This window comes from Paraburkholderia sp. IMGN_8 (assembly GCF_038050405.1).
Classification (GTDB): domain Bacteria; phylum Pseudomonadota; class Gammaproteobacteria; order Burkholderiales; family Burkholderiaceae; genus Paraburkholderia.
On record NZ_CP150900.1, the window covers coordinates 408,749 to 434,607 of the forward strand.

The 25,859-nt window shown below is 60.7% G+C and carries 25 protein-coding genes and 1 tRNA gene; 14 read left to right on the top strand and 12 right to left on the bottom strand.

The genetic code is table 11. The features are described 5' to 3' along the window. The first annotated feature begins 116 nt into the window (after nt 1–116). The 8 genes from petA to WN982_RS02095 all read left to right on the top strand — a co-directional run bounded on the left by petA (nt 117) and on the right by WN982_RS02095 (nt 7,032). Nucleotides 117–737 carry a ubiquinol-cytochrome c reductase iron-sulfur subunit gene (gene petA / locus WN982_RS02060; RefSeq protein ID WP_341315696.1) on the top strand — a complete coding sequence of 207 codons (621 nt, stop codon included), beginning with the start codon at nt 117–119 and terminating at the stop codon, nt 735–737. Further along, the gene (locus tag WN982_RS02065; RefSeq protein WP_341314157.1) at nt 738–2,117 is read left to right on the top strand and encodes a cytochrome bc complex cytochrome b subunit; all 1,380 of its coding nucleotides are present in this window, start codon (nt 738–740) and stop codon (nt 2,115–2,117) included. A 22-nt stretch (nt 2,118–2,139) separates the two neighbouring features. After that, nucleotides 2,140–2,895 (top strand): cytochrome c1, encoded by a 756-nt coding sequence (locus WN982_RS02070; RefSeq protein WP_341314158.1) that lies wholly within the window; start codon nt 2,140–2,142, stop codon nt 2,893–2,895. A 94-nt stretch (nt 2,896–2,989) separates the two neighbouring features. Further along, complete coding sequence (locus WN982_RS02075; RefSeq protein ID WP_006052302.1) at nt 2,990–3,601, top strand: glutathione S-transferase N-terminal domain-containing protein; 612 nt, start codon at nt 2,990–2,992, stop codon at nt 3,599–3,601. Nucleotides 3,602–3,671: 70 nt separating this feature from the next. Continuing rightward, complete coding sequence (locus tag WN982_RS02080) at nt 3,672–4,199, top strand: ClpXP protease specificity-enhancing factor (protein ID WP_341314159.1); 528 nt, start codon at nt 3,672–3,674, stop codon at nt 4,197–4,199. 18 nt (nt 4,200–4,217) lie between these two features. Continuing rightward, a tRNA-Thr gene (locus WN982_RS02085) sits at nt 4,218–4,293 on the top strand. Between the two features lie 745 nt (nt 4,294–5,038). Further along, the gene (locus WN982_RS02090; protein WP_341314160.1) at nt 5,039–5,608 is read left to right on the top strand and encodes a TetR/AcrR family transcriptional regulator; all 570 of its coding nucleotides are present in this window, start codon (nt 5,039–5,041) and stop codon (nt 5,606–5,608) included. Nucleotides 5,609–5,907: 299 nt separating this feature from the next. Beyond that, entirely contained in the window at nt 5,908–7,032 is a 1,125-nt protein-coding gene (locus WN982_RS02095) for a class I SAM-dependent methyltransferase (RefSeq protein ID WP_341314161.1), read from the top strand. Nucleotides 7,033–7,079: 47 nt separating this feature from the next. Here the strand turns inward: WN982_RS02095 and WN982_RS02100 are convergent, their stop codons facing one another. Continuing rightward, nucleotides 7,080–8,354: a TIGR03862 family flavoprotein gene (locus tag WN982_RS02100; protein ID WP_341314162.1), complete on the bottom strand. Its 1,275-nt coding sequence runs from the start codon at nt 8,352–8,354 to the stop codon at nt 7,080–7,082. Nucleotides 8,355–8,703: 349 nt separating this feature from the next. On the opposite strand from WN982_RS02100, the gene WN982_RS02105 reads away from it, so the two are divergent. Then, the gene (locus WN982_RS02105; protein ID WP_341314163.1) at nt 8,704–8,913 is read left to right on the top strand and encodes a DUF1059 domain-containing protein; all 210 of its coding nucleotides are present in this window, start codon (nt 8,704–8,706) and stop codon (nt 8,911–8,913) included. 92 nt (nt 8,914–9,005) lie between these two features. On the opposite strand, the gene WN982_RS02110 is transcribed toward WN982_RS02105, so the two are convergent. Beyond that, nucleotides 9,006–9,326, bottom strand: coding sequence for a DNA-binding protein (locus tag WN982_RS02110; RefSeq protein ID WP_341314164.1), 321 nt, complete (start codon nt 9,324–9,326; stop codon nt 9,006–9,008). Nucleotides 9,327–9,708: 382 nt separating this feature from the next. Here WN982_RS02110 and WN982_RS02115 point away from each other — a divergent pair, with 382 nt between their 5' ends. Further along, nucleotides 9,709–10,545, top strand: a complete 837-nt coding sequence (locus tag WN982_RS02115; RefSeq protein ID WP_341315697.1) for an SAM-dependent methyltransferase — start codon at nt 9,709–9,711, stop codon at nt 10,543–10,545. A gap of 846 nt (nt 10,546–11,391) precedes the next feature. Here WN982_RS02115 and WN982_RS02120 read toward each other — a convergent pair. After that, nucleotides 11,392–11,955, bottom strand: coding sequence for a DUF1415 domain-containing protein (locus WN982_RS02120; RefSeq protein ID WP_341314165.1), 564 nt, complete (start codon nt 11,953–11,955; stop codon nt 11,392–11,394). Between the two features lie 68 nt (nt 11,956–12,023). Continuing rightward, nucleotides 12,024–12,665 carry a TetR/AcrR family transcriptional regulator gene (locus WN982_RS02125; RefSeq protein ID WP_341314166.1) on the bottom strand — a complete coding sequence of 214 codons (642 nt, stop codon included), beginning with the start codon at nt 12,663–12,665 and terminating at the stop codon, nt 12,024–12,026. 156 nt (nt 12,666–12,821) lie between these two features. On the opposite strand from WN982_RS02125, the gene WN982_RS02130 reads away from it, so the two are divergent. Then, nucleotides 12,822–14,105 (top strand): MFS transporter, encoded by a 1,284-nt coding sequence (locus WN982_RS02130; RefSeq protein ID WP_341314167.1) that lies wholly within the window; start codon nt 12,822–12,824, stop codon nt 14,103–14,105. 176 nt (nt 14,106–14,281) lie between these two features. After that, a complete protein-coding gene (locus tag WN982_RS02135; RefSeq protein WP_341314168.1) occupies nt 14,282–14,875 on the top strand; it encodes a nitroreductase family protein in 594 nt (197 codons plus the stop codon). Between the two features lie 63 nt (nt 14,876–14,938). Here the strand turns inward: WN982_RS02135 and WN982_RS02140 are convergent, their stop codons facing one another. Then, nucleotides 14,939–16,414 carry an MFS transporter gene (locus WN982_RS02140; RefSeq protein ID WP_341314169.1) on the bottom strand — a complete coding sequence of 492 codons (1,476 nt, stop codon included), beginning with the start codon at nt 16,412–16,414 and terminating at the stop codon, nt 14,939–14,941. 189 nt (nt 16,415–16,603) lie between these two features. On the opposite strand from WN982_RS02140, the gene WN982_RS02145 reads away from it, so the two are divergent. Beyond that, nucleotides 16,604–17,854: an Hsp70 family protein gene (locus WN982_RS02145; RefSeq protein ID WP_341314170.1), complete on the top strand. Its 1,251-nt coding sequence runs from the start codon at nt 16,604–16,606 to the stop codon at nt 17,852–17,854. Nucleotides 17,855–17,956: 102 nt separating this feature from the next. On the opposite strand, the gene WN982_RS02150 is transcribed toward WN982_RS02145, so the two are convergent. Next, nucleotides 17,957–18,160, bottom strand: a complete 204-nt coding sequence (locus tag WN982_RS02150) for a cold-shock protein (protein WP_007180251.1) — start codon at nt 18,158–18,160, stop codon at nt 17,957–17,959. 559 nt (nt 18,161–18,719) lie between these two features. Between WN982_RS02150 and WN982_RS02155 the strand changes: the two genes are divergently transcribed. Then, nucleotides 18,720–20,315 (top strand): APC family permease, encoded by a 1,596-nt coding sequence (locus WN982_RS02155; protein ID WP_341314171.1) that lies wholly within the window; start codon nt 18,720–18,722, stop codon nt 20,313–20,315. A 120-nt stretch (nt 20,316–20,435) separates the two neighbouring features. On the opposite strand, the gene WN982_RS02160 is transcribed toward WN982_RS02155, so the two are convergent. The 6 genes from WN982_RS02160 to hemA form a co-directional block, all read right to left on the bottom strand. Further along, the gene (locus tag WN982_RS02160; RefSeq protein ID WP_341314172.1) at nt 20,436–21,221 is read right to left on the bottom strand and encodes a class III extradiol ring-cleavage dioxygenase; all 786 of its coding nucleotides are present in this window, start codon (nt 21,219–21,221) and stop codon (nt 20,436–20,438) included. 177 nt (nt 21,222–21,398) lie between these two features. Next, nucleotides 21,399–21,998, bottom strand: coding sequence for a UbiX family flavin prenyltransferase (locus WN982_RS02165; RefSeq protein WP_341314173.1), 600 nt, complete (start codon nt 21,996–21,998; stop codon nt 21,399–21,401). Nucleotides 21,999–22,042: 44 nt separating this feature from the next. After that, nucleotides 22,043–22,354, bottom strand: coding sequence for a Grx4 family monothiol glutaredoxin (gene grxD / locus WN982_RS02170; RefSeq protein WP_341314174.1), 312 nt, complete (start codon nt 22,352–22,354; stop codon nt 22,043–22,045). A gap of 110 nt (nt 22,355–22,464) precedes the next feature. Beyond that, the gene (gene prmC, locus WN982_RS02175; RefSeq protein ID WP_341314175.1) at nt 22,465–23,307 is read right to left on the bottom strand and encodes a peptide chain release factor N(5)-glutamine methyltransferase; all 843 of its coding nucleotides are present in this window, start codon (nt 23,305–23,307) and stop codon (nt 22,465–22,467) included. Between the two features lie 6 nt (nt 23,308–23,313). Next, the gene (prfA, locus tag WN982_RS02180) at nt 23,314–24,396 is read right to left on the bottom strand and encodes a peptide chain release factor 1 (protein ID WP_341314176.1); all 1,083 of its coding nucleotides are present in this window, start codon (nt 24,394–24,396) and stop codon (nt 23,314–23,316) included. A 123-nt stretch (nt 24,397–24,519) separates the two neighbouring features. Next, on the bottom strand, nt 24,520–25,806 hold the full coding sequence (gene hemA / locus WN982_RS02185; RefSeq protein WP_341314177.1) for a glutamyl-tRNA reductase: 1,287 nt from the start codon (nt 25,804–25,806) through the stop codon (nt 24,520–24,522). Nucleotides 25,807–25,859 lie beyond the last annotated feature (53 nt).

Here is a 25,859-nt window from a genome sequence, read left to right on the forward strand (position 1 = left end):
AATGGCTTCGCACGGTTTTTGGCAATCGGGCCTTGTAAATGCCGACTCCATTCGCGCAAACTAGCGGCGGTAGAAGCGACGTGAAGGAAAAATCCAACTCAGAAGTGGGGCGTGTGATGCGAGACAAGGAAGATGAACGCGTCGACGGCAGCCGCCGTAGCTGGCTGATAGCGACGACCGTAGCAGGTGGCATAGGAGGCGTAGCCACTGTCGTACCCTTTGTTAGTTCGTTTGCACCATCTGAAAAGGCCAAGGCGGCAGGCGCGCCGGTCGAAGTCGATATCAGTAATCTCAAGCCTGGCGACATGATGACCGTTGCCTGGCGCGGTAAGCCGGTGTGGATCATCAACCGCACCGACAAGATGCTCGCCGATGTCCAGAAAGCCGATACCGAAGTAGCGGATCCCCACACCAAGAATGCTTTTTCGATGCCGTTGCCGGAGTACTGCAACAACGAGTTCCGTTCGCGGACCGATCACAAGAACCTTTTCGTCGCCGTCGCCGTGTGCACCCATCTGGGCTGTACGCCGACGCCGCGCTTCCAGGAGGGCGCGCAGCCCAATCTTCCCGACGACTGGCCAGGCGGCTTCCTGTGTCCTTGCCACGGCTCGACCTACGACATGGCCGGCCGCGTCTTCAAGAACAAACCTGCGCCGCAGAATCTGGACGTCCCGCCTTACATGTTCACGTCGGCGAATACCCTCGTGATCGGCAAGGACGAGAAAGGAGAAGCGTAAATGGCGATCGAACACGAAGTGGAGACGACCGGGCTTGCCGGCTGGATCGACCGGCGCTTTCCGATGACGTCGACGTGGAAGAAGCACGTCTCCGAGTACTACGCACCGAAGAATTTCAACTTCTGGTACTTCTTCGGCTCGCTGGCGCTGCTGGTGCTGGTGAACCAGATTGTCACCGGCATCTTCCTCACGATGAACTACAAGCCCGACGCGACGCTCGCGTTCTCGTCGGTCGAGTACATCATGCGCGACGTGCCGTGGGGCTGGCTGATCCGCTATATGCACTCCACAGGCGCGTCGATGTTTTTTGTCGTCGTGTATCTGCATATGTTCCGCGGGCTGATGTACGGCTCGTATCGCAAGCCACGCGAGCTGGTGTGGGTGTTCGGCTGCGCGATTTTCCTGAGCCTGATGGCAGAAGCGTTTTTCGGCTACCTGCTGCCGTGGGGCCAGATGTCGTTCTGGGGCGCGCAGGTGATCGTGAACCTGTTCTCGGCGATTCCGTTCATTGGGCCGGATCTGTCGTTGTGGATTCGCGGCGACTACGTCGTGTCCGACGTCACGCTGAACCGCTTTTTCGCGTTCCACGTGATCGCGATTCCGCTGGTTCTGATCTTGCTGGTCGTCGTGCATCTGGTGGCGCTGCATGAAGTCGGTTCGAACAATCCGGACGGCATCGAGATCAAGGGGAAGAAGGACACGAACGGCATTCCGCTCGACGGCATTCCGTTCCACCCGTACTACTCGGTGCACGATTTCATGGGCGTGTCGGTGTTCCTGATAGTCTTCGCGGCGATCATCTTTTTCGCGCCGGAGATGGGCGGGTACTTCCTTGAAGCGAACAACTTCATTCCCGCGAATCCGCTGCAAACGCCGCAGGAAATTGCGCCTGTGTGGTACTTCACGGCGTTCTATGCGATGCTGCGCGCCACCACCGATCCGTTCAAGATCGTGCTGATGATCATCATCGCGCTGCTCGGCCTGTTCGCGCTGGTCCGCGCGCGCGGCAAGTGGAAGCTTGGGCTTCCGGTGCTCGCCGTGCTGGTGATTCTGGCGATGGCGTTCACCGAATCGAAGTTCTGGGGCGTGGTGGTGATGGGCGGCGCGGTGATCTCGCTGTTCTTCCTGCCGTGGCTCGACCGCTCGCCGGTGAAGTCGATCCGCTACCGGCCGTTTTTTCACAAGGTGTTCTACGGGATCTTCGTGCTCGCCTTCCTGACGTTGGGCTTCCTCGGCACTAAACCGCCGTCGCCGGCTTCGACGTTGATTGCACAGGTGTGCGCGCTGATCTACTTCGCGTTTTTCCTCGGTATGCCGTTCTGGACGCGGCTTGGCACGTTCAAGCAGCCGCCCGAACGGGTGCGGTTCAAGCCTCACTAATCGCGAGCCAGGAGAACACGAAATGAAAAAGCTGCTTTCGACGTGCGCGCTAATTGGCGCGACACTGCTCGCGGTGCTGGCAGGCCCGGCGCACGCGGACGAGAATTTCCCTCTCGACCGCGTGCCCGATAACGCGGAGAATTTCGCTTCCTTGCAGCACGGCGCGCAATTGTTTGTAAACTATTGCCTGAATTGCCACAGCGCGAACCTGATGCGCTACAACCGGCTGACCGACCTCGGCATTACGCCGAGTGAAATCCAGTCGAACCTGCTGTTCACCACCGACAAGGTCGGCAACACGATGACCGTGGCGATGCGCCCGGACGACGCGAAAGCGTGGTTCGGCGCGAGTCCGCCGGATTTGTCTGTGGAAGCGCGAGCGCGCAGCAAGGATTGGCTGTACACGTATCTGCGCAGTTTTTATCGCGACGATACGCGGCCGACCGGCTGGAACAATCTGGTGTACGAAAACGTGAGCATGCCTCACGTGCTGTGGCAGCTTCAGGGGCAACGTACCGCGAAGTTCGGTGACGAAACCGACGAAAAAACAGGCGAAACAGTGCACAAATTTGTCGGCTTCCAACAGGTCACTCCGGGGACGATGTCGCCGGTAGATTATGATTCTGCTGTGGCCGACCTTGTGTCGTACCTGTCATGGATGTCCGAACCGACGCAGAAAACCCGCAAACAGCTTGGCGTGTGGGTACTGCTCTTCCTCGGCATCCTGAGCTTTTTCGCCTGGCGATTGAACGCCGCGTACTGGAAACATATCAAATAATCACGCCGTCACCGGCGTGGGGCCGGCGCCAGGAAAAACCTGCTGAACGGTTTTTCCGCGCGCTGGCCCTTCAGCTTTTTGAGGAAACGTAAACATGATGGTTCTGTATTCCGGCACAACTTGCCCGTTCTCCCAGCGTTGCCGGCTGGTGTTGTTCGAAAAGGGCATGGACTTCGAGATCCGCGACGTCGACCTGTTTAACAAGCCGGAAGACATCGCTGTGATGAATCCGTATGGTCAGGTGCCGATTCTCGTCGAACGGGACCTGATTCTGTACGAATCGAATATCATCAACGAGTACATCGACGAGCGCTTCCCGCACCCGCAACTGATGCCGGCCGATCCGGTTCAGCGCGCCCGTGCCCGCCTGTTCCTGCTCAACTTCGAAAAGGAGTTGTTCGTCCACGTCGGCACGCTCGAAAACGAAAAGGGCAAGGCCGCTGAGAAGAATCACGAAAAGGCGCGCCTCGCGATCCGCGATCGCCTGACGCAGCTCGCACCGATCTTCCTGAAGAACAAGTACATGCTCGGCGAAGAGTTCTCGATGCTCGACGTGGCGATCGCGCCGCTGCTGTGGCGTCTGGATCACTACGGCATCGAGCTGTCGAAGAACGCTGCACCGCTGATGAAGTACGCCGAGCGCATTTTCAGCCGCCCGGCTTATATCGAAGCGCTGACGCCTTCGGAAAAGGTGATGCGTCGTTGAGTTTGGCTTTGGGGTGAGGGCACCGCGCGCATGGTTTTGCGCGGGCCCGCACCCGGTAAGAGGACTGTTGATGCAAGAGATTTCCACCAAGCCTTATCTGTTGCGCGCGCTGTACGAGTGGTGCACTGATAATGGCTACACGCCGCACATCGCGGTGCGGGTCGACAATCAGACGCGGGTGCCGCGTCAGTTCGTGCGCGATAACGAGATCGTGTTGAACATCAGCTTCGAGGCGACCAGCCAGTTGCAGATGGGCAACGAATGGATCGAGTTCAGCGCGCGTTTCTCCGGCAAGTCGCACAAGATCGAAGTGCCGGTCGCCAATATTCTCGCGATTTACGCGCGCGAAAACGGGCAAGGCATGGCATTCCCGGTCGAATCGGCGGGCGGCGAGGCGCTGGATTCGGGCGCCGATGCAGAGCTGGCGGACGAAACCGAGTCGCCGGCCGCGCCGAGCGGAGGTGCACCGCGCGCGGTTGTTGCGTCGCCGGCTGCGGAAAGCGCGTCCACCAAAGCGGATAGCGCCGCCGAAGGACCGCAACCTGACGACGATGGTTCAAAAGGTGGCGGAAGGGCTCGCCTTAAGATCGTGAAATGAAGTAGAATCACGGCCTCAGCCGGCTTAGCTCATCAGGTAGAGCGCTTGACTTGTAATCATGAGGTGGCGGGTTCGAGTCCTGCAGCCGGCACCAGTAGTACGAAACGGGTTTCTGAGAATTTTCAGAAACCCGTTTTTTATTTTAGGCAACATTTAGACGCGTTCAGCACGCAAGCAATAACCCGGGGCAATGCATGGGAGTATTAGCTTCGATTGGGATGTGAATTCGGCTTTAGAGCGCAAGCCGGCTAATTAATAGCTGATTCGGAAGAATATTAGTTGCGGACGCAATATGCGTCCGCAACTAAGTGTTGGTTTTTTTTGAATCGACGCTGTAGAAGTTGTAATTGCGCCGGCACCACTCTCTCAGGTTCTATTGTGCAACGGTGTGTCCCCGTAGTTGATGCGACTATACCGAAGCTATACGGGTCTGTCTATTGTCTTGCCGGAAAGCGAATATGCATTTTGAATGAACGAATGTGCTTTTGTTCTGATGAGCGGTGTCGATTATCAATGCAGACAGGTATTCCTGTACTGCCTCGCGAATGCTTGGGCTGTACGAAATTCTCGGCCGTGACTCAATCGAGACACGCTCAAGTGAATAGGCATAGCGCGTTATTCGGCCATATGTGCAAGACGTTCGATGCGAGAAGACGAGCTTTTTCGCAGCCAGTGGCCCAGGGCCATGTTCACAGTCGACGCTGTGAGCCGGTTTCAGGCCACTGCGCCCCGTGGAGCACTCCGCCCGTACAACGATTACCACTGAAACCGCTTGTTGCAATTGGCGAATGGAGGCCCTTGTATAATCGTTTACCAGATATTTAACGCACAAGGCCGCCGTGTCCGACAAGCGTCAGCAGATTCTCGATACCGCAACGATCCTGTTCAGCAAGCATGGTTACCATGCCGTCGGCGTGGACTGGATCATTGCCGAATCGGGTGTCGCGAAAATGACCATGTACCGGCACTTCCCGTCCAAAACGGATCTGGTCATTGCGGTGTTGCGGCAACGTCAGGAGCAATGCGCGGTGTCGCTCAAGGCGTTTGTCGCCGAGGCGGAGTCGCCGCTCGCCCGTCTCGAACGTGTCTTCGACTGGCACCAGGACTGGTTCAGAAGCGCGATGTTCACCGGCTGCATGTTCGTGCACGCCGCTTCCGAATTCGCCGACAAAGGCAGCAGCATCCACGGCATTATCGTTGAGCAGAAGGCCGACTTGACGCAATTTATCGAGCAACTGGCCGCCGACATCGTGCCCGCCGAGCAGGCAAAAGTACTGGCGCCGGTGATCGTGATGCTGCTCGACGGCGCCACGCTCTCGGTGCAAATCTCAGGCCGTGAAACTGCCGCAACTGATGCCTGGAGCGCCGCGCGCGACTTGCTGGCCATGCATTCGACGTCCGCGGCGTAGTGCGGGGCAGGGCAGCCGGCCAGGCCTAGCTGAAGCAAAAACAGTCGTTTTTGCTCAGATCTCTTTCACCTTGTCGATATTGGACTTTTTAGTCTACGAAACGCGCTTTGAAGGCGGCAAAAGCCGTGGCATCGGTATCCTCAGCGGCGTTCGCTAACGAATACCGCAACGCGAACCGAGGCGACAGAGTTACTATTCGGGCGTCAGTCGGCATTGCAAGAAAATCACTCCGGCGGGCAAAGCCCCCGACGACGCGCCGTTTCACCGCGTCACTCCCGCAAAACGCATCCCACCTCATCATGACCAGCCCCGCAACCATCACCTGGCCCGAAGCCGACGGCCCCCGCACTGCGCGTTGGCGCTCCGAAGCAGCAGTGCCGCCGCCTAAGCGCGTCGTCGTCGCCGATGACCGCACTACCGCCGACTCTGCCTACCGCCTCGCGTGCGAAGGCACCGCGCTGCTCTGGAACGGCGACTTCCAGAACGCCCGCCAACTATTGCAAGCGGTCACGCGCCGTCTGGAGCGTAAGCCGCGCAAGCAGGGCGACACGCCGCTCGACGCGTTCAACCTGCATCGTCAGGCGCAGTCGCAACGCGCCCGCACGCTCGGCATGATCCTGATCCCGCTCGACGCCGCCTACGCGATACCGCTGCGCCGCGCGCCTGAAGTGCAGCAGGCCTGCCTCGAAACCTATGGACCGTCAGCCGATGAGCCGTCGGTCGTGTCGCTGCGCGAATTGCTCGGACTGATCGGTGCGCACGAGTGGCGCAAGAAGGGCGTCGACATTCCCGTGCTGGGCGAGCGCATTCATCCACACTACGGTGTGTTTTCACCGGTGCGCGGCGAATATGTGGACCTGGTCGCACGCACGCCGTTGCCGTCGCTGAACAAGGCGTTCGATATCGGCACCGGCACGGGCGTGCTGGCTGCGCTGCTCGCCAAGCGTGGCGTGAAGAAAATCATCGCGACAGATCGGGATCCGCGAGCCCTCGCCTGTGCACGCGAAAACCTCACGCGTCTTGGTTACGACCAGCAAGTCGATATCGTGGATGCGGATCTATTCCCCGAAGGCCGCGCGCCGCTCGTGATCTGCAATCCGCCGTGGGTGCCGGCGCGGCCCGCGTCGCCGATCGAATACGCGGTCTACGATCCGGAGAGCCGCATGTTGCTCGGCTTCCTCAACGGCCTGGCGGAGCATCTGTCGCCGGGCGGCGAAGGCTGGCTGATCATGTCGGATTTCGCCGAGCATCTCGGTCTGCGCACGCGCGAATGGTTGCTCGCTGCGATCGAAAAGGCCGGGCTGACGGTGGTCGGCCGCGAGGATATTCGTCCGCGTCATCTGAAGTCGACCGATGAGACCGATGCGCTGCACGCTGCGCGTGTGGCTGAGGTGACGTCGCTGTGGCGGCTGAAAGCGCGATAGGCCATGGACGATGAAGTGCGGCGCGCTGCTGAAAAGAAAGCGGCGTGCTAGACCGATACGTCGCGCGCCGCGAGATAGGCTAGCGCGCCGCGCCCCGCCACCAGGCCGCTAGCGAAGCAGGCCGTCAGCAGATAGCCGCCGGTCGGCGCTTCCCAGTCGAGCATCTCGCCCGCGCAGAACGCGCCGGGCAGACGCTCGATCATCAACTGCGGATCGAGCGCTTCGAAAGGTATCCCGCCGGCGGTGCTGATCGCTTCCTCGATTGGCCGCGCGCGCGTGAGCCGCACCGGTAGCGCTTTGATTGCCTGAGCCAGGTGGTTCGTGTCGGCGAAAGCTTCCTTCGACAGAATCTCGTGCAGCAACGCGAGTTTTACGCCTCCAATACCGATTCTGCCTTGCAGATGACTCGACATTGAACGCGAGCCGCGCGGCCGCGTGACTTCGGTGACGATGCGCTCCAGAGTCAAGCCTGGCGCCAGATCCAGCGTGATCGTGACGTCGCCGTCGGCCAGAATTCGCTCCCGGATTGCTGCCGACAATGCGTAAATCAGGCTCCCTTCGAGACCCGTTTCGGTCAGAAGTATTTCACCTTGTCGATTGTGGACGTTTTTGTCTATATCTGTGATCGCGATGGCCACCGGCTTGACCGGTTGGCCTGCGAAACGCTCGCGCAGATAGGGGCTCCAGTCGGCATCGAAGCCGCAGTTCGCGGGCCGCAAGGGCGTCACCGGCACCTCGCGCGCGCTCATCAGCGGCACCCACGCGGCGTCCGATCCGAGCCGTGGCCAGCTTGCGCCACCGAGCGCGAATACGACGGCATCGCAGGTCACGGTTCGCGCGCCGTCGGGTGTTGCGAAGCGCAGGGCGTGCGGGGCGGCGCTGTTGCCTTGTTCGTCCCAGCCGATCCACTTGTGGCGCATATGAAAGCGTACCCCCGCTTCCCGCAACCGATGCAGCCACGCGCGCAGCATCGGCGCGGCTTTCATATCGGTCGGAAAAACCCGGCCCGAACTGCCGACAAAGGTTTCGACGCCGAGCTCGTGCAACCAGGCACGCAACGCATCGGGCCCGAAGGCATCGAGTAGCGGCGTGATCTGCTGGCGGCGCGGACCGTAACGGCCGAGAAACGGTTCGAGCGGCTCAGAGTGCGTGATGTTCATGCCGCCTTTGCCCGCCATCAGAAATTTGCGACCAACCGACGGCATTGCGTCGTAGACGTCGACCTGCAAGCCATGCTGCTGGGCCAGCGCCTCGGCGGCCATCAGGCCGGCGGGGCCGCCGCCGATCACGGCGACACAGGCGGAATCAATGGAGGGTGACATGCGGTCCTGCAGATGAGCGGAGAGGCGGCGCGCTTGCGCGATGCAACGATCGAGCGGCGCGAAGGGCGCTATTTTCACACTGCCGGCACGCCAGGGCAAACGGGCGGCTCGGCGGGCTGGCCGAAAACGTCTGGGTTCGGGCGCTTTGGCATTCGTTGAGCCGGCGCGCGGTTCTTTGCAATTCAGGTGCGCGAACTATACTTTTTCCAAACACCTTCCACCGGACGCCGTTCGCGTCTTCCCCACGCCAAACATGCTCAACACCTCCATGCCGCTCGACGCTGCCGTTGCGCTGCGGCTCGACGAGATGGTTTGCGCGCGTGCTGTTGCTTAGATGACGGAGACTGTCATGACCCGCAAATATATCGACTGCCGTGAATTTCCGAGTGAAATGAATTGCACGGTTGCGTTGTCCGCCGATACCGAGAGCGAATTGCTCGACGCGGCTGTGCAGCACGCCGTCTCGGTTCACAAACATACGGACTCGCCGGAACTGCGCTCCCAGCTGAAGACGCTGTTTCATGAAGGCACGCCGCCGATGGAGGCGCCGCGCAAGTGATTTCACAGGCGATCTGTTTTTCTGCGAGAACGGATGCCGGCTGACGAAAACGGGCGGCGTGCGTCGCCCGCTTTCGTCGCGGCGTTGCTGGTTCAGCCGGGATAAGCTTCGTCCACTTTGAGGCCGGCGAGCTTGAAGATCACCCGCAGCGTTTGCGGTTTGATGTCGCGGCGCGAAGCGAGCGTGGTCATGACGAAGTCGAGCACCTTCGCGTATTTGAGCATTGTCAGGCATGTTTCCATGTCGACGCTGCCGTCGCGCATGACTTCGGCTAGACGCAGCATTTCAGTGGAGATATCGCGCGCCATCTCCAGTTCGAGCTGCTGTTTCTCCGACCACGCGGGCGCGGCGGTGAGCTTCGCCAGCATTTCCTGAAACTTCTGCTCGACGTTTCCGTTGGGTATCGTATCCATTGCCGCCTCTTCTATTATCCGAGCGCGCTTCCGTTTGCGATCGCGGCGCGCTGCTGGTTACGTAACGTTCGGCCCGTGTTCCGGGTCCGCCATCCCCACATGCATTCGGTTCGCGTGATCGACGCCACGGCCGGCAGCCTGTTGTTATGCGTATGCCGGCTTGGGCTGTCGGGCGAGCCGGCACGCATGGTGTGTTGCGCCGCTTTGGAAACGTTCCACGTACTGTCTGTTGAGCAGGAAGTGTTCCAGGATGCGGTGTTTTTCGTACGGCCTGCGCGGCTACTCAGGTGAGCGGGCCGCGCTTTGGGTAAACTGGCAGCAACTTTTCCTTTTTTCCGTCATCTGTCGCACGTTCGCGTTGCAATTGATGGCGGTTCCCACGATGTCCAGCAAAACCCACGAAATCCGTCCGAACCAGTCCGTCGAACTGCTGAAGGAGCTTCATATCCTGACGCGCGACGGCAAGATGAACCAGGACAGCCGCCGCAAGCTGAAGCAGGTCTACCATCTGTTCCAGTTCATCGAGCCGCTGCTCAAAGAGCTCAAAGACAAGCAGGGCGACGTGACGCTCGTCGACCACGGCGCGGGCAAGTCATATCTAGGTTTTATCCTGTATGACCTTTTCTTCAAGGAGTTTCAAGGTGCCGCTGGTGGTGCTTCGCACATTTACGGCATTGAGACGCGCGAGGATCTGGTGACGAGGTCCGAGGAGCTGGCTGTTCGGCTTGGCTTTACGGGGATGTCGTTTCTGAACCTGTCGGTGGCCGATTCGATCACTTCGGAGCGGTTGCCCGCTGAGATCGATATTGTGACGGCGCTGCATGCATGTAATACCGCTACTGACGACGCGATTCGGTTTGCTTTGGAAAAGCATGCCAAATTTATTGTTGTGGTGCCGTGTTGCCAGGCTGAAGTGGCTGGGGTTTTGCGACAGAATAAGGGTAAATCGCTTGGGAATGTTTTGACGGAGATCTGGCGGCATCCTTTGCATACGCGAGAGTTCGGGAGCCAGATTACTAATGTATTGCGGTGTTTGCAGCTGGAAGCTCATGGGTATCAGGTGAGTGTTACCGAGCTCGTCGGATGGGAGCACTCCATGAAGAATGAGCTCATTATTGCTCAGTATAAGGATTTGCCGAGGCGGCGGTCTGCTGAAAGGCTTAATGAAATTATGGGGACACTTGGGATTGAGGAGTTGAAAGAAAGGTTTTTTGTATAAAGGTGATTTTCCTTGCGGGGGCATTGGTTTTTTTGCCTGCTCGGCGCTTTGGGTGTTTGCCTGCGGCGTTGGCCTTTCCTTGATTTCTTAGTGGTCTATTAGCGTCGCCCCTGTGCGGGGCAGGCACTTACTTTCTTTGCCGCCGCAAAGAAAGTAAGCAAAGAAAGCGGCTCAAACCGCTAATTCTTAAGCGGGTCCCCTGGCTTGGAAGCGGTAGTGGAGCATCTGGAATCTGTGTCCTCGCGCATTCAGCCCTGGTGACAAGGCAGTCATACTTCCGGCGGCGCTGCGCGCGCCGTAGCGGTGCTTCTTAAAATCGCCTGGCGGTTTTTGCGCTTGCGGCTGGTTCGGCGCAGCGGCTCGCAATCGTGTCCAAAATGCATCACCCTCGTGTCCCCCATGCCTCACCGAAGCGCTAGCGTCTCGCTCGAAGTGGCGGGCACACACTCGCACACTTGGGCGCCTCGCCGAGGCGCAGCCGATGGCCCCCACTGAACCAAAGCGAATCCACTGGTTTCCCTTCCAGACCGTTCCGGTGAGCACGCAGTGCGAGGCGGGAAGAATGACTGCTTTGTCACCAGCGCGGAGTGTGCGAGAACACCGATTCCAGATGCTCCACTACCGCCTCCAAGCCAGGGGACCCGCTTAAGAATTAGCGGTGTGAAGCCGCTTTCTTTGCTTACTTTCTTTGCGGCGGCAAAGAAAGTAAGTGCCTGCCCCGCACAGGGGCGAAGCTAATAGACCATTAAGAAATCAAGGAAAGGCCAACGCCGCAGGCAAACAGACATAAATCGCCGAGCAGGCAAAAACAGAAAGAAAAAGCCAGCGCCGTAGGCAAACAACCAATCACTCGCCACTGCGTTCCATCAACTCATTCCAGCCTGCAAGGCCAATCCTCCTGAGGGTCTCCTGATTCCGCTCATAAATATCCTCCGCATCAGGAAAAGCCTGAACAGCTCGTTCAATACTATCCTCGCGGAGCAAATGAAGAATAGGATACGGTGCACGATTGGTATAATTCTCAATATCATCCGGCCCACTACCTTCAAACTGATAATGAGGATGAAAACTGGCAATCTGAATAACACCTTCAAGCCGAATCTGCTTGATCATCCGATCAGAAAAAAACAAACAATCGTTAAATTCGAGAAAATCCCCAAGCGCCTGCGGAAAAATTAACAGAGTGGTATCCACCGCATCAGGATCCGAGGCGACCAGCGCCTGAAGCTCGTTTTCGAGATCGATCAAAACCCCTTCCATATCGATCGCCTCGCTAACGGCATAGCGGATTTGCCCCTTCACATGCACGGCCTTGGCAAAGGGGCACAAATTGAGCCCGATCACCGCTTTCGTCAGCCAATGGCGGGTAGCAGCGACAACAGCATCACGAGACTCGGCAGACAGCGGCATAAGAAAGCGGCAACGAAAGAGAAAACGTCATCTTACCGGGCCAAAGCCACCCGACCATGGCCCAAAGTTCAAGCCGCAGGCGCCGAACCGCACGAAGCGGCAATCAACTGCGCCGCCACCTTGGGTGCGGCAAGAATCGGCCCGCAACCTGGCCCATAAGTCTGGCTGGCCGCATACACGCCCTCGATCATCAAACCCAGCGCATTGGCCAATGCCACCGGATCATCGGCCCCCGCAGCAGTCGTCAACTCCGTGATCCGCGCCATCAACCGTTCCTTGTTGCGAAACACGAACTGGCGGGCCGGATGCGACACGTCCGGAAATTCCACCGAGACATTGACGAACGGACAACCGCGGTAGTCGTCAATCGACGCGCGCACCGCCAGGTCGTCGAAATACTGCTGGAGTTGCTTCGCCGGTTCGCCCGGATGTTTTGCAAAACTCTTCTCGACGTAACCGAAAAACTGCTGATCCTTGCCCTCCAGGTACGCCATCACCAGTTCATCCTTCGACGAAAACTGGCGGTACAAACTCATCTTGTTCACACCGGCACGCTCAACCACCGCGTCGACTCCAACTGCTCGCACGCCCTCGTGATAGAACAGTTCATCCGCCGCGCGCAGCAAGTGCTGCTGCGCCTGCGGCCCGGCGGTTTGCGCGCCGCGCGCGCGCCGTACGCCGGCTGGCTTGGGAGTTTTGCTGTCGGACATGGCGTGTCACCTGAATTGAATTGACGCCTTGACATGTTACCGACCAGTAACTAATATCGCAACACCTATTGTGACTGATCTGTCACAAGTCCTTTACCGAAGTCGTAACAATGCGAAGCGGCGCACCCTGCGGGATACGCGTCGATTGGAGAACTGATGAACTGGGCAGCGAGACTGATTGGCGGGCGTTTCCACTACGGCTGGTTGACCGTGGCGGTGGTGTTTCTGGTGTTGTTGGCGGCGGCCGGCACGCGCGCGACGCCGAGCGTGATGATGGTGCCGCTCGAGCATCAATTTGGCTGGAGCCGCGCGACAATTTCACTCGCGATCTCCGTAAACATTGCTCTTTACGGCCTGATGGGGCCGTTCGCGGCCGCCGCGATGCAACGCTTCGGCGTGCGTCCGACACTGCTCGCCGCGCTCGGCACGATGGCGGCGGGCGTGGCGCTGTCGTCGCTGATGACGCATCCGTGGCAGATGGTCCTGATCTGGGGGGTGATGGTTGGCGGCTCGACGGGTGTGGCGGCGCTGTCGCTGTCGGCCACCGTCGTGACCCGCTGGTTCACCACGCATCGCGGGCTGGTGATGGGGATTCTCACCGCCAGTTCGGCCACCGGCCAACTGGTGTTCCTGCCGATGCTCGCGGCCATCGCCGAGCATTACGGCTGGCGCCAAGTTGTGTGGGTCGTCGCCGGCGCGGCGGCGATCGTGTTGCCACTGGTCGCATTCCTGCTGCCGGAGCGGCCGGCCGACATGAAACTGCGTCCGTTCGGCGAACCGGCGAATGCCCCGATCACTACGACCGTCACGAAGCAGAATCCGCTGGCGATCGCGTTCGGCACGCTCGCCATGGCCAGCAAGACGCGCGATTTCTGGCTGCTGTTCTTCAGCTTCTTCATTTGCGGCGCGAGCACCAACGGCTACGTCGGCACGCATCTGATCGCAATGTGCGGCGACTACGGGATGACCGAAGTGCAGGGTGCATCGTTGCTCGCCGCGATGGGCATTTTCGATCTGTTCGGCACGACGCTGTCGGGCTGGCTGTCGGACCGCTTCAATAGTCGCGTGCTGCTGTTCTGGTACTACGGTCTGCGTGGCTTGTCGCTGATGTATCTGCCGCACGCGTTCGGCATCGACTTTTTCGGCCTGCCGCTTTTCGCAGTGTTCTACGGCCTCGATTGGATCGCCACCGTACCGCCCACTGTGCGTCTCGCCACGGACGTCTACGGCAAGGAATCGGCCCCTGTCGTGTTCGGCTGGGTGGTCGCGGGTCACCAGTTGGGCGCGGCGTTCGCGGCGCTCGGCGCGGGGATGCTGCGTGCGAGCCTCGGCACCTACACGGTGGCGTCGATGATTTCGGGTGGCCTGTGTCTGGTCGCCGCCGTAATCGTGCTGCGCATCAACCGGCCGGCTCGGGTGCCGGAGGCGCAGGCGGTTTAAAGCCACGCGTCAAAGCCAAGTGCTTGAACGCCAACGGCCCGCACTGGGCCGTTTTCCATTGCACTCTACGTAAAAACTAACTGCACACTTGATGGAGCGTGTGCGGTGAAGCCCGGTTATGCTATGTGGCCCCGGGCAGCCGCCCGTCGATCATGAATTTCGACCGAGAGAAGCGTATGGCCAACAAACCCGCCCCTACAGAAGTTGCCATTCACGAACTGATTGCAGGCCGCTGGAGCCCGCGCGCGTATTCGAGCGAGCCGGTGAGCCGCGAGCATCTGCGTGCGGTTCTCGAAGCGGCACGCTGGGCGCCGTCTTCGTATAACGCACAACCGTGGCGTTTCCTCGTTTTTGACCGCAGTGTCGATGAAGTGGCCTTCAAGCAGGCTTTCGCCACGCTGGTGCCGTTCAACCAGGGCTGGAATGCGCCTGCGCCGGTGCTGATCGCCGTGACCACGCACACGCTTACCAACAAGGGCGACGTGAACCGTGCCGCGTCGTACGATGCGGGTGCGGCGGCGATGTCTCTGGTGTTGCAGGCGCACGCACTCGGTCTCGCCGCGCATCAGATGAGCGGCTTCGACCCGAACGCGTTCCGCACGGCATTCAAGCTGCCGAACGACGTCGACGTGATCGCGATCATTTCGCTTGGCCACTATGGCGACGTCGATAAACTCGATCCGGTGTTGCGCGAACGCGAGAAGTCGGTGCGTCAGCGCCTGCCGCTTGCCGATATCGCGTATGGCGGTGGCTGGAAGAAGGCGTTCTGAGCGCCGCGCAGTCATAGCAGGTCCGTAGTATCAGGAAACGCGCGGCGGCCGGCCGCGCGATTTTTATTCGGCGTCGTCCATGACGCTCGAAAGCGGCGCGGCGACATGCTCCAGCGATTTGCGCTCGGCATCCACGCCCCAGATTGCGGCGATCACCGCCGCCGCCAGCATCAGCCCCGAGCCGACCAGATAGCCCGAAAATACTTCGCTGCGTTGATGCGTGTCGATCAGCCGGCCGAAGAACGCCGGCCCGGCGATGCCGCCGAGCGCCGTGCCGAACGCGTAGAACACTGCGATCGCCAGGGCGCGGATTTCGAGCGGGAAGGATTCGCTGACTGTCAAATACGCCGAACTGGCGGCCGCCGACGCGAAAAAGAAGATCACCATCCAGGCGATCGTCTGCGTGACGACAGTCAGCAGCTGTTGCTCGAACAGGTAGCCGCTCAGTGTCAGCAGGATCGCGGAGAGTCCGTAGGTGGTCGCGATCATCTTGCGTCGGCCGATCACGTCGAAGAGCCGGCCCAGCACCAGCGGCCCGAGGAAGTTGCCGAGCGCGAACGGCAACAGATACCAGCCGATGCGCTCGCCCGGCACCTGATAGAAATCGGTGAGCACGAGCGCGTAGGTGAAAAAGATCGCGTTGTAAAAGAACGCCTGCGCGGTCATCAGCGACAGCCCGACCAGCGCCCGGCGCCGATGCACGTTGAACAGCGTGTGGAACACCTCGCGCAGCGGCGTAGGTCCCCGCGACCGCAGGCGCAACCCGGTCAGTTCATCGTCCACGAGTTGGTGGCCTTTATCGCGAAAACGCGTTTCGATGCCCTCGACAATCGACCGAGCGTCGGGTTCGCCGCCGTGCGTGAGCAGCCAGCGCGGGCTTTCCGGCACCCACATGCGCATCGGCAAGATCGCGAGCGCCAGCACCGCGCCGATAAAGAAGCATGCGCGCCAGCCCCAGTCGGCAGGTAGCAGATGTGGATCGAGCAGCACGAGCGAACCCGCCGCCCCCATGCCCGCGCCGACCCAGAACGTGCCGTTGATACCCAGATCGGTCCAGCCACGCACGCGTGCAGGGGTGAATTCCTGGATCGTCGAATTGATCGCCGTGTATTCGCCGCCGATGCCCGCCCCAGTCAGAAAGCGAAACAGCAGAAAGCTGGCGAGATTCCACGCCAGCGAGGTGGCCGCGGTGGCGGCCAGATACAGCGCCAGCGTGATGAAGAACAGCTTGCGCCGGCCGAGCCGGTCGGTCAGCCAGCCGAAGCCGAGCGCGCCGAGCACCGCGCCGGCAATGTACGCACTGCCGGCGAGGCCTACTTCGGCGTTGGTAAAGTGCAACGATGGGCTAGACTTCAACGCACTTGCCACGGCGCCTGCCAGCGTCACTTCAAGACCGTCGAGGAGCCACGTCACGCCCAGCGCCACGACGATCAGCGAATGGAAGCGTCCCCAAGGCAAGCGGTCGAGCCGTGAAGGGAGATCGGTTTCGATGACAGCGGAAGTTTTTTCGTCGACAGCGGCGGTGGGCGGCGCGCGCATTGCTGGAAGTCTCCTGATTCTCGAAAATTGGCGGCGTATCCTGTCCGAATGAGCAATTTTCGTTCCGCTGGACTGGTCCTGGTCATGGTGGCGACCGTCCCCGAAGCGTTAGTTGATGCTGATTGGGCTTTCGTGATACAAAGCCGCTCCCCCTTCTGTCCGCGCCAGCCGTGAGCGGCGATTCCTGCCATGAACTATTGCGCGATTGACTTCGGTACTTCCAATTCGGCCGTCGCCGTGCCCGACGGCGCCGCACTGCGGCTTGCGCCGGTTGAAGGCGCCTATACGACGCTGCCGACCGCCGTCTTTTTCAACACCGACGAAAACACCCGCGAATTCGGGCGCTCGGCGCTGGAGGCGTACATCGACGGTTTCGACGGTCGCCTGATGCGCTCGATGAAAAGTATTCTCGGCTCGCCGCTCGCCGAGAATTCGACCGATCTCGGCGACGGCTCGGCGATCAAATACACAGACGTGATCGCGATTTTCGTCGATCACCTGAAACGCTCGGCTGAAGCCAGCGCCGGCGGTCCGATCAGCCGCGCCGTGCTGGGCCGCCCGGTGTTTTTCGTCGACGACGATCCGCGTGCCGACCAGCTGGCGCAGCAGCAGCTCGAAGCGGCGGCGCGCTCGGTCGGTTTGCGCGAGATTCACTTCCAGTATGAGCCGATCGCCGCGGCGTTCGACTACGAATCGCATCTGACGGAAGAGGGCCTCGTGCTGGTGGCCGACATCGGCGGCGGTACGTCGGACTTTTCGCTAGTGCGGGTCGGGCCGGAGCGGATGAAGCGCGTCGAGCGTAAAGACGACGTGCTGGCCCACCACGGCGTGCACGTCGCGGGTACCGACTTCGACCGCCGCGTCGAACTCGTCACGATTCTGCGCGAACTGGGTTATCAAACGCTCGACCCGGAAGGCCGCGAGATTCCGAACCGGATCTATTTCGATCTGGCGACGTGGCACCTGATCAACACCGTCTACGCGCCGAAGCGCGTCAGCGAACTCGCGCTGATGCGGCATTTGTTCACCGAGATCAAGCATCATGACCGGCTGATGAGGGTCGTGGAGCGCCGCCTGGGGCATGCGCTGGCGGCGCACGCGGAAGAGGCGAAGATCGGCGTGGCGGCGGGCGGCGAGACTGTGATCGATCTCGATCAGGTGGAAGACGATTTGCGCCTCGCGTTCGACGAGGCTCAGCTCATCAAGGCCGGCCACGATGAGACGCTGCGTATCGTACAGGCGGCGCGCGACACGGTGCAGGCAGCCGGCGTAGCCACGCGCGACGTCAGCGCGATTTACTTCACGGGCGGTTCGACCGGTCTGGTGTTTCTGTCCAGCGCATTGGCGGCTGCCTTTCCGGATGCGAAAGCGGTATTCGGCGATCGTCTCGCCAGCGTTGCAACAGGCCTTGGGATTCACGCACGGCGGGTGTTCGGATAACCAATCGCATACCGCGAAGATAATCCGTCTATCCAATTGCGACGGATATAAAAAAACCCCGCCGAGGCGGGGTTTTTTGCGTCCAGAAGGAAGCGTGCCTGCTTACACCGGCTTGATGTTAGCAGCTTGCTTGCCCTTCGGGCCCGTCTTCACTTCAAACGTAACCTTTTGGTTTTCTTGCAGCGTCTTGAAGCCTTCCGTGCGGATTTCCGAGAAATGCGCGAACAGATCTTCGCCGCCGCCGTCCGGCGTGATGAAGCCAAAGCCCTTTGCGTCATTGAACCACTTGACGGTACCGGTTTCCATATTACTTGTTCCTAAAGATGGTGAATAAGGCCGAAGCCCAATGGGTGCATGAAAATCAAGGAAGGGGGTAATGGGACCAACCGGAGTACCGTTGATGGGCGAACTACGAAAGACCAATTCACTCGCCGCTTGAAATCCTGCCCGAACGTTATACGGCGATTTCGAGAGAAGGTCAACTGTCTGCCCGCATCTTTACAAAATTTTGATAGGTCGGCGCAAAAATTGCTTACAAACCTTGCTGCTCACCCGAGAATTTTGCTAGGGAGAACCCTTAGTTCCGCTGCAGCGGGAGGGTGCAACCGTTAAACTACGCGCCGCGCACCGGTTGCACCGGTCGCGCATGCATGCGCGTCACCCCGTCTCCAGCGCCACGAGCGATGTTACGCGGTGCCGACACATGGTTCTGCAGCAAACTTGCATGGGGCCGGAGTAAGCGCTAAAGCACTAACTCCGGCCGATACACGGTGTATGGGACCAGAGTAAGCGCTATGGGACCAGAGTAAGCGCTAAAGCGCTAACTCTGGCCGACACGCTAACTCTGGTCGACACAGGAGAAGACGTGAAAAGTTCTATACAGAGGAACATCGGGCCGTTCGCGCTGCTGCTGACCGGCTTGGGTTCGATCATCGGCTCGGGCTGGCTGTTCGGCGCGTGGAAGGCCGCAAAAATTGCTGGTCCGGCTGCCATATGTGCATGGGTAATCGGTGCGGTCGTGATTCTCGCGATTGCGCTGACCTATGCCGAACTCGGCGCGATGTTCCCGGAGTCCGGCGGCATGGTGCGTTACGCGCGCTATTCGCACGGCGCGCTGGTTGGCTTCATCAGTGCATGGGCCAACTGGATCGCCATCGTCTCGGTGATTCCAATCGAGGCCGAAGCATCCATTCAATATATGAGTACGTGGCCGTATCCATGGGCGCACGCGTTATTCGTGAATGGAGAATTAACAACCAATGGGCTGTTGCTATCCGCCGCATTGGTGATCATTTACTTCCTGCTGAACTATTGGGGCGTGAAGCTGTTCGCGCGTGCCAATTCGGCGATCACGATCTTCAAGTTCCTGATTCCGGGTGCGACGATCGCCGGTCTGATGCTGACGGGCTTCCACAAGGAAAACTTCGGCGAAGCGAGCACCTTCGCGCCGTACGGTTGGTCGGCTGTGCTGACGGCGGTATCGACGAGCGGTATCGTGTTCGCGTTCAACGGTTTCCAGAGCCCGATCAACCTGGCCGGTGAAGCGCGCAATCCGGGGAAGAGCGTACCGTTCGCGGTGATCGGCTCGATCCTGCTGGCGCTGGTGATCTATGTGCTGCTGCAGGTCGCGTATATCGGTGCGGTGAACCCGAGCGATGTAATGAAGGGCTGGGGCCACTTCAACTTCGCGTCGCCGTTCGCTGAACTGGCGATCGCGCTGAACCTGAACTGGCTCGCCATCCTGCTGTACGTCGACGCGTTCGTGAGCCCGAGCGGTACCGGCACGACCTACATGGCGACCACCACCCGCATGATCTACGCGATGGAGCGCAACAACACGATGCCGAAGATGTTCGGCAACGTGCACCCGTTCTACGGCGTGCCGCGTCAGGCGATGTGGTTCAACCTGCTGGTCTCGTTTATTTTCCTGTTCTTCTTCCGCGGCTGGAGTTCGCTGGCTGCAGTGATTTCGGTCGCGACGGTGATCTCGTACCTCACCGGCCCGATCAGCCTGATGGCGCTGCGCCGCGCGGCGACGGATCTGGAGCGTCCGCTGCGCATTCCGGGCATGAAGATCATCGCGCCGTTTGCATTCGTGTGCGCGTCGCTGATCCTGTACTGGGCGAAGTGGCCGCTGACCGGCGAAATCATTCTGCTGATGGTCGTCGCGCTGCCGGTGTATTTCTACTTCCAGGCGAAGTCGGGCTTCGGCGGCTGGGGCCGCGATCTGAAGGCAGCCTGGTGGCTGGTGGCCTATCTGCCGATCATGGCGATCCTGTCGCTGATCGGCAGCAAGGAGTTCGGCGGCCTCGGCGTTCTGCCGTACGGCTGGGACATGCTGGCGGTGGCCGTGTTCTCGCTGGTGTTCTACTACTGGGGTGTGAATAGCGGCTACCGCTCGGAGTATCTGGAAGAGCGTGAAACGCACGACGAAGTGCTCGAAGGCATGGCCGTACATTAAGTTGCTGCGCTGACCCTGTCTGCCGGATCGCGGTCCGGCGGAGCATGCTGAAAAAAAGCCCGCCTGAATTGCTCAGGCGGGCTTTTTTGTTGGTGCGCCGTTGGTGCGTTCCTGTTTCAGTCAAGCGGTGCCGAACACGTAGTTCGTCATTGCTAACGAGCGCTGGTAGGTCCCGAGCGACTGAATCGCCAGCGAATAATCGTCGTCGGCCGCACCGAGGGCAGCGAATACCGGCAGCAGATGCTCGTCGGTCGGATGCATCAACACCGCGTGCGGCGCCTGGCGGCGGTAGTCGAGCAACGCGTCGATGTCGTGCGCGGCAAGCCTTGCCTCGAACCAATCCGTAAATTCGGCGACGCGCGGATCGGCGTCTTCCGGCCGCGCCGAAAAGTCGGCGGCGCGCAGATTGTGCGTGATCTGGCCCGAGCCGATCAGCATCACGCCATCGTCCTTCAGCGCACGCAGCGCCCGCCCGACGCGGAAGTGATGCGCGGCGTCCATGTGCGGCTGAATCGACAACTGCGCGACCGGCACGTCGGCTTCCGGAAACATCAGCAGCATCGGCACCCATGCGCCGTGGTCGAGGCCGTGCGGCTGTGCATCGGTGAGGATGCCGTGCTCGCCGAGCAGCACGGCGGCGCGGCGCGCCACGTCGGGCGCGCCCGGAGCCGGATACTGAATTTCGTACAACTGACGCGGAAAACCGTAGAAATCGTGGATGGTCTCCGGCGCGGTGGACGTGCTCGCCACCGGCTGTGCCGTGCCCCAGTGGGCCGACAGCATCAGGATGGCTTCCGGACGCGGCAATTGCGCCGACAGCGTGGCGAATTCCGCCGACGGCAGCGATGGGTCGATCGGCAGCGTGGGCGCGCCGTGGGAGAGGAAAAGCGACGGTAAGCGATTCATGGCGGCAACGCCGCCGCGTGGGGGCGGCGCAGAGGTTGGGTTGCTTTCAATATAGGTCCGCACCGACGTTTGATAAACAGGTGAAAGCAGAATTGATTGTGTCGCAGGTGTTGTTAATTGATTCGACACAGCAGCACGGCGCGACACAGCGCGGCACAAACGCAAAGCAGGCGTGAACTATTCCTGAGTACTGCGCAATCCCGGCCACGCCGGCGACAACGCCGGGCCGAGCGCGAACAGATCCAGCACGCGTGCTACCGTATGATCGACCATCTCATCGATCGAGGCAGGCTGGTTGTAGAAGGCGGGTAAAGGCGGAAAGATCACGCCGCCCATTTCGGTGACAGCCGTCATGTTGCGCAGGTGCGCGAGATTGAACGGCGTTTCGCGCACTAAAAGTACTAGGCGGCGGCGTTCTTTCAGCGTGACGTCGGCTGCGCGGGTAATCAGGTTGTCGGAAAGGCCGTGCGCAACGCTGGCGAGCGTTTTCATCGAGCAAGGGGCAACTACCATGCCGTCGGTCGCGAACGAGCCGGACGCGATGCTCGCGCCGACGTCGCGGACCGAATGGACGACATCCGCGAGCGGATGTACGTCTTCTTTGCTCAACTGCAGTTCGTGCTGGATATTGAGCCAGCCGGCGCTCGAAATCAGCAGATGACTCTCGACGCCGCCCAGCTTGCGCAACGTCTCGAGCAACCGGATGCCGTAGATGGCGCCGGTGGCGCCGGTGATCGCAACGATCAGCCGGCGTGGCGCCGCAGCGCGTGTTTCCATGGCTTGCGGCGCCTTATTGGAGCAGGTGTTCGAACAGCGGCCGTTCAGACCGCAGCAAATAGTTGCTGCAGTTCGCCTGACTCGTACATCTCCATCATGATGTCCGAGCCGCCGACGAATTCGCCCTTCACGTAGAGCTGCGGGATGGTCGGCCAGTTCGAGAACTGCTTGATGCCCTGGCGGACTTCGTCGTCTTCGAGCACGTTGACGGTCTTGAACTCGCCGACGTTGCACGCCTTCAGGATCTGGATGGCGCGGCCCGAGAAGCCGCACATCGGGAACTGGGCGCTGCCCTTCATGAAGAGCACGACGTTGTTTTCGTCGACGATTTGCTTGATGCGTTGTTGCGTATCCATGACTGACCTTGCGGTTCCGTTATGTGTAGGGAATAGGCTGAAATGATAGCGGATTTCGGTAAGACCGGCCGAGGCCTGCTCTGGCCTCCTGGCTATTAAAGCCAGTAAGCTCAGCCGGGCAGCCGTCCTCCGCTGATTCGCTCGATGCTGGCGAGATCCTGCTCCGAGCGGACTTCTACGAAACCTTGTGCAGAAAGAAGTGCGCGAACGGCTTCTGCCTGATCGTAGCCGTGTTCAATCCACAATACGCCATTGGCGTTCAAACGTGTTGGCGCGCCGGCTACGATCGTGCGGATCGCGCTGAGGCCGTCGGCTTCGTCGGTGAGTGCACCGCGCGGCTCGAAGCGCAGATCGCCTTCGGACAGATGCGGGTCGCCGCTCGCGATATAGGGTGGATTGCTGACGATTACGTCGAAGCGCAGCGTTGCGTCAAGCGTGTCGTACCAGTTGCTTTGCCAGAGCACCAAAGCGCCGCCGGGACGCTTGGCGTCAAGCAGGCGCGTGGCATTGCGTGTCGCGACCGCCAGCGCTTCAGCAGAACGATCCAGCGCCCAGACGTGCGCATCCGGCCGCATCGACGCAATCGCCACCGCGATCGCGCCGGTGCCGGTGCCGAGATCGAGCACGCGCGGCCGCGAGATGCCTTCCATCGCCGTCAGCGCTGTTTCGACCAGCAGTTCGGTTTCGGGGCGCGGTATCAGCACATCCGGCGTGACGTCGAAGTCGAGGCCGAAAAACTCCCGTGCGCCGACCAACTGGGCTACCGGCTCGCCGGCTACGCGCCGCGCTTCAAGTGCCTGGTAGCGGGCAACCGCAGCCGCCTCCAGCACATCGTCGCTGCGGGTAATCAACTCAGTGCGCCGCCAGCCAAGCACGTGCGTCAACAGAATGCGCGCTTCGAGCGGCGGCAGCGGCGAGGCGCGCAACAGCGCGGCGGGCGTGTCCGGGCTCATTCGCGCTTAGTCCGCGTCGCCCAGCGAAGCCAGCAACTCCGCCTGATGCTCGCTGACCAGTGCCGCGATCAATTCGTCGAGATCGCCGTCCATGATCGCGTCGAGCCGATACAGCGTCAAATTGATCCGGTGATCGGTCAGACGCCCTTGCGGGAAGTTGTACGTGCGAATCCGCTCCGAGCGATCACCCGAGCCGATCAGACTCTTGCGCGTTGCCGCTTCCTTCGCTTGCTGCTCGTGCGACTGCTTGTCCTTGATGCGCGCGGCCAGCACCTTCAGCGCGCGATCCTTGTTCTTATGCTGCGACCGGTCGTCCTGACATTCGACGACGATGCCGGTCGGCAAGTGCGTCACCCGCACGGCCGAGTCGGTCTTGTTGATGTGCTGCCCGCCCGCGCCGGACGCACGGAACGTGTCGATCCGCAGATCGGCCGGATTGATCTCGACTTCGCCGATTTCATCCGCTTCGGGCATCACCGCAACCGTACATGCCGACGTATGAATGCGGCCCTGCGTTTCGGTCGCCGGTACACGTTGCACGCGATGTCCGCCGGACTCGAACTTGAGCTTCGAATAGGCTGCTTCGCCGGCGATCCGCACGATCACTTCCTTATAGCCGCCGAGATCCGACTCGCTCGCCGACATCATTTCGACTTGCCAGCGATTGCGTTCGGCGAAGCGCAGATACATCCGCAGCAGGTCGCCCGCGAACAGCGCGGATTCGTCGCCGCCGGTACCGGCGCGGATTTCGAGGAAGATGTTGCGGTCGTCGTTCGGATCTTTCGGCAGCAGCATTTTCTGCAATTCGGCGCCGAGCTTGTCCATCCGCTCGCGCGCCGCGCGAATTTCCTCTTCCGCGAAGTCGCGCATCGAGGTGTCCGCCAGCAGTTCCTGCGCGGTCGTGGAGTCCGTCATGGCCTGGCGCCACAGCGCGTAGTGCTCGACGACCGGCCCGAGCTCGGCGTGTTCGCGCGTGAGCTTGCGGTATTGGTCGAGATTCGCGGTGATGTCCTCGCGGCTCAACAGGTCGTTCAGTTCGGCCAGCCGGGTAGTGAGCTGGTCGAGCTTGCGTTGCATGCTCGTTTTCATCGGACGGGGTTCGGAGCGGGCTCCGGAAAGGACGACGACTAGGGAAGTGGGCAGATGCCCTGATCAGAAGCACGTCGCGGGCCACTTTCGGGTGGCGCGGACGGCGCGGCAGTGGCTGCGCCGCTAACGCTCCGAAGAACCGGAGTGTTTGTAGAAACCGCTCATCATTTCGATGAGCGTGTCACGGTTTTCGCTGCTCGCGCGATTGAGCGCGTGCGTTGGTCCGTGGATCAGTTTGTTGGTCAGCGATTGCGACAGCGCCTCGAGCACCGCGGCCGGATCGTCGCCGCGCGCGAGCATTTTCTGCGCGCGCTCGACTTCGGCGCGGCGCAGCACGTCGGCTTGCGTATGCATGTGGCGAATCACCGGCACGATGCTGCGCGCGTCGAGCCATTGCATGAAATTCTGCACGCGCGTTTCGATAATCGCTTCGGCCTGCGCAACGGCGGCTTGCCGCGATGCATTGCCTTCGCGGACGATCGCGCCGAGGTCGTCGACGGTGTACAGGAAGACGTCTTCGAGCTGGCCGACTTCAGGTTCGATGTCGCGCGGCACCGCCAGGTCGACCATGAAAATCGGCCGGTGACGGCGCGCTTTGACCGCCCGCTCCATTGCACCCAGACCGATGATCGGCAAGGTCGAAGCGGTACACGACACGATGATGTCGAACTCATGCATCCGCGTGGGCAATTCCGACAGTGGAATGGCGCGTCCGTTGAAGCGTTCGGCGAGCCGCGTACCGCGCTCGGCGGTGCGGTTCGCGACCACCAGCTCGCGCGGCTGCTGGGCGGCGAAGTGGGTTGCGCACAACTCGATCATTTCGCCCGCGCCGATGAACAGCACGCGCTGGTTCGAAACCTTGTCGAAGATGCGTTGAGCGAGCCGCACGGCGGCAGCCGCCATGGAAACCGACTGCGTGCCGATTTCGGTCGTGCTGCGCACTTCCTTCGCGACGGCGAAGGTGCGCTGGAACAACTGGTTCAGATACGTGCCGAGCGCGCCGGCTTCGGACGCGGTGCGCACCGCATCCTTCATTTGTCCGACGATTTGCGTCTCGCCGAGCACCATCGAATCCAGCCCCGACGCGACGCGGAACGCGTGGCGTACGGCTTCCGACTGCGGCAGCGCATACACATGCGGCGCGAGTTCGTCGACGGGCAGGTTGTGGTACTTCGAGAACCACTGGATGGCGGCTTCACGCGCGGCCTGGTCGTCGGTCGCGCAGTAGAGTTCGGTGCGATTGCAGGTGGACAGAATGGCTGCTTCCGGCGCCGTGCGCGCGGTGCGGCCGAGCCAGACGCTCTTGAAGGTGTCCAATGCAGGCTTGATCTGTTCGAGCGGAAACGCCACGCGTTCGCGCAAGGCGACAGGCGCAGTGTGGTGATTGATTCCGATCGTTAGAAGCTGCATAAGGGGAGCTATGGTTTAGCCCAATATTATAGCGTTTTCACGATTCTTTCATT

Excerpts from the sequence above, each read along its gene's own strand:
- petA (WP_341315696.1), top strand. The coding sequence starts at position 117 with ATGCGAGACAAGGAAGATGAACGCGTCGACGGCAGCCGCCGTAGCTGG.
- WN982_RS02065 (WP_341314157.1), top strand. The coding sequence starts at position 738 with ATGGCGATCGAACACGAAGTGGAGACGACCGGGCTTGCCGGCTGGATC.
- WN982_RS02070 (WP_341314158.1), top strand. The coding sequence starts at position 2,140 with ATGAAAAAGCTGCTTTCGACGTGCGCGCTAATTGGCGCGACACTGCTC.
- WN982_RS02075 (WP_006052302.1), top strand. The coding sequence starts at position 2,990 with ATGATGGTTCTGTATTCCGGCACAACTTGCCCGTTCTCCCAGCGTTGC.
- WN982_RS02080 (WP_341314159.1), top strand. The coding sequence starts at position 3,672 with ATGCAAGAGATTTCCACCAAGCCTTATCTGTTGCGCGCGCTGTACGAG.
- WN982_RS02095 (WP_341314161.1), top strand. The coding sequence starts at position 5,908 with ATGACCAGCCCCGCAACCATCACCTGGCCCGAAGCCGACGGCCCCCGC.
- WN982_RS02100 (WP_341314162.1), bottom strand. The coding sequence starts at position 8,354 with ATGTCACCCTCCATTGATTCCGCCTGTGTCGCCGTGATCGGCGGCGGC.
- WN982_RS02105 (WP_341314163.1), top strand. The coding sequence starts at position 8,704 with ATGACCCGCAAATATATCGACTGCCGTGAATTTCCGAGTGAAATGAAT.
- WN982_RS02110 (WP_341314164.1), bottom strand. The coding sequence starts at position 9,326 with ATGGATACGATACCCAACGGAAACGTCGAGCAGAAGTTTCAGGAAATG.
- WN982_RS02115 (WP_341315697.1), top strand. The coding sequence starts at position 9,709 with ATGTCCAGCAAAACCCACGAAATCCGTCCGAACCAGTCCGTCGAACTG.
- WN982_RS02120 (WP_341314165.1), bottom strand. The coding sequence starts at position 11,955 with ATGCCGCTGTCTGCCGAGTCTCGTGATGCTGTTGTCGCTGCTACCCGC.
- WN982_RS02125 (WP_341314166.1), bottom strand. The coding sequence starts at position 12,665 with ATGTCCGACAGCAAAACTCCCAAGCCAGCCGGCGTACGGCGCGCGCGC.
- WN982_RS02130 (WP_341314167.1), top strand. The coding sequence starts at position 12,822 with ATGAACTGGGCAGCGAGACTGATTGGCGGGCGTTTCCACTACGGCTGG.
- WN982_RS02135 (WP_341314168.1), top strand. The coding sequence starts at position 14,282 with ATGGCCAACAAACCCGCCCCTACAGAAGTTGCCATTCACGAACTGATT.
- WN982_RS02140 (WP_341314169.1), bottom strand. The coding sequence starts at position 16,414 with ATGCGCGCGCCGCCCACCGCCGCTGTCGACGAAAAAACTTCCGCTGTC.
- WN982_RS02145 (WP_341314170.1), top strand. The coding sequence starts at position 16,604 with ATGAACTATTGCGCGATTGACTTCGGTACTTCCAATTCGGCCGTCGCC.
- WN982_RS02150 (WP_007180251.1), bottom strand. The coding sequence starts at position 18,160 with ATGGAAACCGGTACCGTCAAGTGGTTCAATGACGCAAAGGGCTTTGGC.
- WN982_RS02160 (WP_341314172.1), bottom strand. The coding sequence starts at position 21,221 with ATGAATCGCTTACCGTCGCTTTTCCTCTCCCACGGCGCGCCCACGCTG.
- WN982_RS02165 (WP_341314173.1), bottom strand. The coding sequence starts at position 21,998 with ATGGAAACACGCGCTGCGGCGCCACGCCGGCTGATCGTTGCGATCACC.
- grxD (WP_341314174.1), bottom strand. The coding sequence starts at position 22,354 with ATGGATACGCAACAACGCATCAAGCAAATCGTCGACGAAAACAACGTC.
- prmC (WP_341314175.1), bottom strand. The coding sequence starts at position 23,307 with ATGAGCCCGGACACGCCCGCCGCGCTGTTGCGCGCCTCGCCGCTGCCG.
- prfA (WP_341314176.1), bottom strand. The coding sequence starts at position 24,396 with ATGAAAACGAGCATGCAACGCAAGCTCGACCAGCTCACTACCCGGCTG.
- hemA (WP_341314177.1), bottom strand. The coding sequence starts at position 25,806 with ATGCAGCTTCTAACGATCGGAATCAATCACCACACTGCGCCTGTCGCC.